4 protein-coding genes are annotated in these 4,698 nt (G+C 49.3%); all 4 read right to left on the bottom strand.

Translation table 11 applies throughout. From position 1 onward, the window contains the following. Positions 1-195 precede the first annotated feature (195 nt). Positions 196-1,053, bottom strand: coding sequence for a DUF4123 domain-containing protein (locus tag Q0V82_RS16370; RefSeq protein ID WP_297577512.1), 858 nt, complete (start codon positions 1,051-1,053; stop codon positions 196-198). A 15-nt stretch (positions 1,054-1,068) separates the two neighbouring features. Continuing rightward, positions 1,069-2,787, bottom strand: a complete 1,719-nt coding sequence (locus Q0V82_RS16365; RefSeq protein ID WP_374758562.1) for a DUF2345 domain-containing protein — start codon at positions 2,785-2,787, stop codon at positions 1,069-1,071. Positions 2,788-2,885: 98 nt separating this feature from the next. Beyond that, the gene (locus Q0V82_RS16360; protein WP_297577511.1) at positions 2,886-4,490 is read right to left on the bottom strand and encodes a DUF2235 domain-containing protein; all 1,605 of its coding nucleotides are present in this window, start codon (positions 4,488-4,490) and stop codon (positions 2,886-2,888) included. After that, the coding region (locus tag Q0V82_RS16355) for a DUF3304 domain-containing protein (protein ID WP_297577508.1) at positions 4,487-4,698 on the bottom strand (212 nt) is incomplete at its 5' end. The genes Q0V82_RS16360 and Q0V82_RS16355, both read right to left, overlap by 4 nt.

Raw genomic sequence — 4,698 nt, 5'->3', positions numbered from 1 at the left:
GATGTATCGGTATAGTTATACCCATGAATTCCCAAACCATTCACCTGAGTACGCTCCTCAACACCTGATGCTGCGGCAGAGGGCGTAGTCGCAGAACTAGGCAATTTCCCACGCGGCTCGCAGCCTTGTAAGGACAGTACGGCTAGCAATATTGGGTAAAGCACGATTAATTTTCTGCTTCGATATTTAATAAACTTAAGCAAGGCTATCTACCATTTCATCTAGCGCGTCGAAAAAACTCAGTTGCTGGTTTTTTACTTTCGCTAATAGTTGTTGCCAAAGTTCCTCTTGATATATCGCACCAGCAGAATCCAAACCCAGCCTACAAAATGCGGTACATTCTGGCACTTCGCTAATAGCGTAAGAATTAGCCTGAATTAATAATTGTGTTGCCAGCGCATATTGCTGATAAGGCAATAGCTGATAGAGTTTTTCTGCTGGATTAGTTTGCAGTTGATTCAATATTGAATCCGCAGTTGATAAGTCAATTAGCATGCTTTCTTGCTTTTCAGTAAAATAAATAGCTTGCTCTGCTTCTATTTCAGTTTGATTGCTAACAACACCCTGCAGCAGCTCACCTGCGCGACTCACATACCACCAATTAATAATGCCATTAGTAAGGATTGCCTTTTGCTCTTCGCTCAAAACAACAAAAAGCTCAGACAAGATTCTTGTATCGAAATAGCGGAGCAACACTGGAAATTTGCCGGGTAAAAAAGCATCAAGACGTGATGCTAAAGCTTCAGCTAATGCTTTATGAGCAAGCTGTGAGTTGATAAAGCAGAGTCCATTAGCATAAGCGCCTTGTGTGCAAAGCCATTCCAACAATTGATCTGTATTTTCATCATTATTCAATTGCACCAAAATTGGACTAGCCATATCAATAGGTTCTTTAGTTGAAAGGTCAACTAAATTAGCAAGTCTGAAATGACATAATTTATTTTTTATTCTTGCCATATTAGGAAAAGCACTCTGATCGATCAGCACATAAAAAATATGTGCGTCCAAATCATTATGCGCGATCGCTTTAACTTGATTAATAAGGGTTAACACTTCATCACCTATTTACTATTTAATTGCAAAGGGCGCACCACTTGCGCGGGCACGCAGCAAACACTCAATGCAAATATTATTTGGCATTGCAGGTAAGGGAAAATCCATCTGGTCTGGCCCGCTGACCTTGTGATTTGTCCCCTTCACGCTGACTGTGCCGGGGCAGTGGATTTCGATATTGCCGCCTTTGAGGCGGATATAGCCGCCGCCTGCGGTGACGAGGATTTCGTCTTTGGCGACGACGGTGATGGTTTCTTTGCAGGCGGTGACTTTTAGGTCTTTATCGCCAACGATCTCAATATCATCACTCTGCGCCTGCATTTGCACTTTGCCTTTGGCGGCGATCAACTTCAGCGCAATTTTGTCTTTTGCTCCGCTCACAAATAGGCTGATGTGTTGGCCAACGTTGTGGATCCAGCGGCGGCCGGTGGTTTGGTTTTGGTCGCGCTGGGCGATTTGGTCGAGGTTGCTGCCGGCGGTTTGGGTGAGGCTTTGCGGTGTGGTGAGCGCTAGGCCGTCTTGACCGTGGATCATCAATAGTGGTTGTTGGCCGGCATGGTCTTCGGATTTAGTTTTGCCGTCTGAATCGGTGTTGCTACCGGCTTCCCAGCTTTTGGCGGCGTGAACGTGGTGGTGTAGGTGGCCGGTTTTGCTCTTTTCGCCAGTTGAGTTGTCCGATTTGATGGTTTGCTCGTTGTCGCCGGTTTCTATGGTGTCGGCGAGCTGTTTGGTCGCAACTTCGCCTAGGCTCTTGGCGAGTTCGAGGGCGGATTCAAGCTGGCTATTGATTGGACTGCGATCGAGCTGTTTGCCACTGGCGCCAGCTTTGGCTTCGGTCGTTAGCAACAAACCTTTACCCGCACGGATTGTGCCTTGTTGATCGGTGCGCAGCTCGAAGCCTTCGCCGCGTGCGTCGCCTTTGCCATTGCTGCGCGGGTGGATCAGGTAGCCGAGGTTGAGCTGGGTTTTGGCGTGTTCGCTCGATAACTTGGTGCGGACTTGGCCGGTTGAATCGTCAAACAGCAGTTCGCCGTATTGCCCACCTTTGTATTCTTTAGATTTGATGCCCGACAGCGTTTTATTGGCGGGCAGGCTACCAGCGCCACTAAACGTTGGTGTTGGGTGGCTGCCGTTGTAGACGACGCCGGTGACAATCGGGCGGTCGATATCGCCTTCGATAAAGTCGACCAGCACTTCTTGGCCGATGCGGGGGATGAATTGATGGCCCCAGCTTGCGCCAGCACTGGGGTAGGCGACGCGGATCCAGCAGGAGGATTTGTCGCCCAGATTGGCACCGAATTCAGGATGTTCACTGCCACGTTGCCAGTGAAATTGGACTTTGATTCGGCCCATTTCATCGGTGTGAATCTCTTCGGACTGATCTGACCCGGCTCCTGCGCCTAGCGGCCCCACCACGGTCGCTGTTTGCACACCGCGCGATTTGGGTTTGGCTAGCTGTTCGCTCTCTGTATCGTTCAAATTATAAGCAGGGGTAATGGGCTGGCCACGGCGTTGGGATTTAAATTCAACGCGATACGGGGTTAGGGTATTTTTATCTAGGGCATTCGCGGGCAAGCCCGCTCCCACAAGTAGACTCGGTGCTACTTGCAAGAGTTGCTGCGTTAAATCTCGCGGTAGATTGTTATGCGCAGTAAAGGTGAGTTCGGTAATCGCAAATTCACGCTGCTCGGCGCTATCCCATTCGTGCGCGGGATGGTCTTCGAGGCGGTCCATTGCCCAGCCTGAAGTGAACGCAATGTACCGCTGCCGCTGAATGATTTCTTTTGCCCATCGTGAGTGGCATCTCAGCTTACTGAGAAGTGCGCAGCACACTAATCATTCCCATGAAACACGGTCCTAAATTTCATAATACCAATACTATTACTTGAATATTCATTGAGTTGAGCAATAAAGCCAGCCATTGAATCGTGGATGTAATTAGCCAAAAAATGCTCCATCTCTTCGTTCAGTGCATTCAAATTCATTTTTTTGGCCACTTCAATCAACTTGCGCTCTTTATCCCCTAGCGCCAACCCAGAGCTTTTCATTAACTTCTCATAATTCTGTGCTGCTGAATGTGGTGCATAACCAGGGTTTCGTGGGTCGGCGCCTAAACTTGCTAAACGCTGAATTAAGCATTGCTGTGTTTGCCCAAGATAATTTCGGTGCTGAACTGATGCATTCACCCATGGTGCAGTAGCTGCAAATCGTGCATGCGCCTTCAACCGAAAGCTAAAATAATGCGCCATATGATTCTGTAGCATGACTTCAATTGGCGCACTGGCTACTTTAGCTGCGCGCATATAAGCATTAAAAGCCTTAATCGCTTCGGCAGATGGGGTTAGTGCATTCTTGTCTGTATTTGACAACCTATCCATCGGCAGCAATGGCACGCCCGCTTGCCGTGCCGCCTGATACATATTGACGGCAGGGATTACGCACATTTGATGCTTTTGTTCCAGCGACACGCCCAAATCACCGGCAGCATAACCGCCCCCCACATCCGAATGCGCCCCCGGATACAGCACTTCCATGACATTCGTTGGATAGCGACTGCCAATGCGCGCCGAGTCTAGCGGGAAGCAAGCGCGAACTTCATGCGCGGCAACATAATGCACACACTGCTCTACCGCAGGGTGGATTTGCAGATTATCGTCGGCCCAGCCTTGGTGCCCAACTGGGCCACCCGGGACTTCAAATAAATTGGCCACGCCAACCGACGCGACCGTGTCAAACAAGCCCAAAAAATGCAGCCGAATTGGTATTCCAGCAAAAGTCCAGCCGCCGCCTTCCTGTTTGCACACTTTAAATAACCAATTCACAAACGCGCGCGCCTCAGCAGCGCCGCGTGAAAAACCAAAGACCGAAACATTTAATTGGGTGATGGTCGGCTTTCTACCTGCCAGAGCCGCTTTGAGCTTGTCCTGCCAAGTGTTAAAAACCGTATTACGGATATTGAGTAGCGAACCGACATTGTTGGCCATTTCTCCGGCCTGCGGGTCTTCAATCAGCTTTTTACCAATCACAAAGCTATGCGGCGCATTAATCAGACGGGTAAACGCCCAGATCATGCGCTCATCGCCTTTAAATGCGGCACTCCCACCAAATACATTGCCGCCGGTATCCCCAATTTCGGGGAATGGCGTTCCTACACCGGGGATGTATTCTGCAAAATAACCATCTGCTTGGCTATCGCGATAGGCCTGAAACAGCCTTACCACATTGCTGTGTTTACGTTTCAGCGGTGGCGGCTTGAGATAATCGGCCTCACGATTATTGCCCGTACCGTCAAAGAAAATCCCGATAAACACTTGCCCAGTGCAGCTCGGCTTCTTGTCGGCACTGCATGACAGCGCGCTGGCGCGCTGCAAAGTTTCTTTGGCGCTTAGGGCACGTAAACCCTGAGCCGGAAATAATGGGGCTGAAATCGCGTTCATGGTTTGGCTCGGTTCGGATCAATCGGGTAGCTAGGCCGGTATTCAGGATGATTAGGTAAAATTGAACTCACTCTCACTTGTATCTGATCCCCAGTAAGAAAATGCACATGAAAGCCGCCTACCTCATCAGGCTTATACTCAGGAATCGGCACAGTTTTACTTTTCCATGCACCCTCGACGAAGCTATAGCGAAGTCCATCCTTTTCAA

This window comes from uncultured Deefgea sp. (assembly GCF_947072475.1).
GTDB lineage: Bacteria > Pseudomonadota > Gammaproteobacteria > Burkholderiales > Chitinibacteraceae > Deefgea.
Note: the sequence above shows the minus strand (reverse complement) of the source record. Positions and strands in the feature narration are given on the sequence as shown.